Annotated in this window: 4 protein-coding genes; all 4 read left to right on the top strand. The window is 71.9% G+C overall.

Annotated elements, in window-relative coordinates; genetic code table 11:
- A partial coding sequence (locus VHW64_RS03550) for a 4Fe-4S dicluster domain-containing protein (protein WP_329649129.1) occupies positions 1 to 955 on the top strand: 955 nt, incomplete at its 5' end.
- Complete coding sequence (nrfD, locus tag VHW64_RS03545; RefSeq protein ID WP_329649128.1) at positions 952 to 1,890, top strand: NrfD/PsrC family molybdoenzyme membrane anchor subunit; 939 nt, start codon at positions 952 to 954, stop codon at positions 1,888 to 1,890. The genes VHW64_RS03550 and nrfD, both read left to right, overlap by 4 nt.
- A gap of 9 nt (positions 1,891 to 1,899) precedes the next feature.
- On the top strand, positions 1,900 to 2,898 hold the full coding sequence (selD, locus tag VHW64_RS03540) for a selenide, water dikinase SelD (protein ID WP_329649127.1): 999 nt from the start codon (positions 1,900 to 1,902) through the stop codon (positions 2,896 to 2,898).
- Positions 2,899 to 3,197: 299 nt separating this feature from the next.
- Positions 3,198 to 3,421, top strand: a 224-nt coding sequence (locus VHW64_RS03535) for a Ku protein (protein WP_329649126.1), incomplete at its 3' end; no start/stop codon positions are given.

The raw sequence follows: 3,421 nt of genomic DNA, 5'->3' as shown, positions 1-3,421 counted from the left end.
GGGCCGGCATCCCCGCGACGCCGGCCGAGGGGAGTGGCGACTGATGGGCAGTCTCTCCGGCCCGCTGTCCGACGTCTCCGGCGATGCCGGGTACGACGCATCGCACCCGCCCCGCATGGGCTTCTTCACCGACACCTCGGTCTGCATCGGGTGCAAGGCGTGCGAGGTGGCCTGCAAGACCTGGAACGACGTCCCCGAAGACGGGTACCTGCTGACCGGGATGTCGTACGACAACACCCAGGAGCTGGGCGCGAGCACCTGGCGCCATGTCGCCTTCGTCGAGCAGCCAACGTCGACGTCGACGTCGTCTGCCGAGCCCGCCGGTACCACGGTCGACCTGGGGATGCCCGTGCTGCTCCCCGACGACGACGCGGTGACCGAGGACGGCGGCGTGCGCTGGCTGATGTCGTCCGACGTCTGCAAGCACTGCACCCATGCCGCCTGTCTCGACGTGTGCCCGACCGGCGCCCTGTTCCGCACCGAGTTCGGCACCGTCGTGGTCCAGCCCGACGTGTGCAACGGCTGCGGGTACTGCGTCCCCGCCTGCCCGTATGGCGTCATCGACATCCGTCCCGAGGACGGCCGGGCCTTCAAGTGCACGCTCTGCTACGACCGGCTCAAGGAGGGACAGCAGCCGGCCTGCGCCCAGGCGTGCCCGACCGAGTCGATCCAGTTCGGCGAGCTCGACGAGCTGCGCGAGCGGGCAGACCGGCGGCTCGAGGAGCTGCACGAGAAGGGGGTCGATGTCGCCCGCCTGTACGGCCGCGACCCCGAGGACGGCGTCGGGGGCGACGGTGCGTTCTTCCTGCTGCTCGACGAGCCGGAGATCTACGGGCTGCCGCCCGACCCGGTCGTGACCACTCGCGACCTCGGCTCCATCTGGAAGCACGTCGGTGCCGCGGCGCTCGCCGTGGCGGGGCTGGGCGTGGCGGCGTTCGCGGGGCGGAGGAGGTGAGCCGCCGCGAGCGGCTGATGGTCCCCGAGCCGCAGTTCGAGTCCTACTACGGACGCCAGATCATCAAGACGCCCACCTGGAAGACGCCGGACGTGCCGCTCTACCTGTTCCTCGGCGGTCTGGCGGGTGCCTCGGCCGTGCTCGCCGAAGGCGCGGCCGCCACCGACCGGCCGGGGCTGGAGCGGGTCGCCCGGCTCGCCGCGGCCGCGGGCGCGGCGGGGGGCACCATCGCGCTGGTGCACGACCTCGGCCGGCCTGCGCGCTTCCTGAACATGTTGCGTGTCTTCAAGCCCACCTCGCCTCTGTCGGTCGGCTCGTTCATCCTGGCGCCCTTCGCCACGCTCAGCGGCGCGGCCGTCACCTCTCGCGTGACCGGCCGGCTGCCGCGGCTCGGGCGGCTCGCCGGGCTGGGCGCGGCGGCCCTCGGCCCGCCGCTCGCGACGTACACGGCGGCACTGGTGGCCAACACGGCCGTGCCGGCCTGGCACGAGGCACACCGCGAGCTGCCCTTCCTCTTCGGCGGGTCCGGCATGGCAGGTGCCGGTGGGCTCGGCATGCTGGCCGCGCCGTACGCCGAGAGCGGACCGGCCCTGCGCATGGCCGTGGCCGGCGGGTTGACGGAGACGGCCGCGACCGCGCTGATGACGCGCCGCCTCGGAATGGTGGCCGAGCCCTACCACCAGGGCGGATCGGGCCGCTTGATGTCGACGGCCAAGAGCCTCACCGGAGTCGGCCTGGCCCTGTCCGTGCTGGGGCTGCGCAGTCGGGTCGCCCGGCGAATCGCGGGGGCGTCCTTCGTGGCGGGGTCAGTGGTCACCCGGTTCGGCGTCTTCGAGGCGGGTCTGGTCTCGGCCCGCGACCCGAAGTACACCGTCGTTCCCCAGCGCGAGCGGCTCGAGCGGCAGGCCGCTGAGCAGCGGAAGGTCACGACCTAGTCTGGACGTATGACGGTCGACCTCCCCGCTCGCCTCACGTCGTACGCCGCCGGGGGAGGCTGCGCCTGCAAGGTGCCACCCGGTGAGCTGGAGCGGGTGCTGGGCTCTCTGACCGGTGGTCGGGCGAGCGACGACCTGCTGGTCGGCGTGGAGAACGGCGACGACGCTGCCGTCGTGCGCATCGACGGCGATCGTGCGGTCATCCTGACCACCGACTTCTTCACCCCCGTCGTCGACGACCTGCGTGACTGGGGCAGAATCGCGGCGGCCAACGCGTTGTCGGACGTCTATGCGATGGGCGGCGAGCCGCTGGTGGCCGTGAACCTGCTGGCCTGGCCCCGGGACCTCCTGCCGTTCGAGCTGGCAGCGGAGGTGCTCGCCGGTGGTGCAGAGATCGCCGACCGCGCGGGATGCCATCTGGCCGGCGGGCACAGCATCGACGACCGCGAGCCGAAGTACGGGCTCGCCGTCACCGGTCTGGGCAACCCGGCCCACCTGCTCCGCAACGACGCCGGGGAGGAGGGGCTGCCGCTGACCCTCACCAAGCCGCTCGGCCTGGGGGTGCTCAACAACCGCCACAAGGCGACGGGGGAGACCTTCCCGGAGGCAGTCGCGGTGATGACCGAGCTCAACCGCGATGCGTCACGGGCGGCTCTTGCTGGGGGCTTGTCGTGCGCCACCGACGTCACCGGTTTCGGGCTCCTCGGACATTTGCTCAAGCTGTGCCGGGCCAGCGGCGTCGATGCCGAGATCGACGCCGCCGTGGTGCCCTACGTCGAGGGCGCCAGGTCCTCGCTCACCGCCGGGTTCGTCCCGGGCGGTTCGCGTCGGAACCTCGAGTGGGTCCGCCCCTACGTCGACTCCGGCTGTGGCGAGGACGAGCTGCTCCTCCTGGCCGACGCGCAGACCTCGGGAGGGTTGCTCGTGGCCGGCGAGGTCCCCGGCCACCCGGTCGTCGGGCGACTGGTGCGTCGCGCCGGCCACGAGGCGCGCATCACCGTGGGTTGAGCCCGGGTGGGCAACGACGCGGCACGCGAGGCCGTGCGGCTCTACCAGGATCGCTTCAACGCAGGTGCGGGCTCCCGCGAGGCGGGCACTCGGCAGGTGGAGACGAAGGGGGTCGGAGATGGCGCACGCGATCTGGACCGGGTCGTCGTCTTTCGGCTTGGTGAGCGTTCCGGTCGGGTTGTACTCGGGGCCCAGGATCACGAGGGGCACTTCCATCAGCTCGAGAAGGGCACGTCGTCGCGGATCCGTGACGAGCGGTCAATCAGGCCACCGGAGACGAGGTCGAGTACCAGGACATCGTGAAGGGGGGCCGAGGCAGCGCTGGGGAGTACGCGATGCTGACCCAGGAGGAGCTGGAGCCGGGCGAGCCCGGGCGGAGCCGCACCATCGACACCTCGGACTTCGTCGATGCCGCGGAGATCGACCCGATCCGCTACCAGAAGTCGTGCTACCTGGCGACGTGCGGCGACCCCGCCATGAAGGCCTGCACGCTGCTGGTGAAGGCGATGACGAGGGCCGAGCG

This window comes from Nocardioides sp., from assembly GCF_036267815.1.
Lineage (GTDB): Bacteria > Actinomycetota > Actinomycetes > Propionibacteriales > Nocardioidaceae > Nocardioides.
This window is presented reverse-complemented; position numbering and strand designations above follow the sequence as displayed.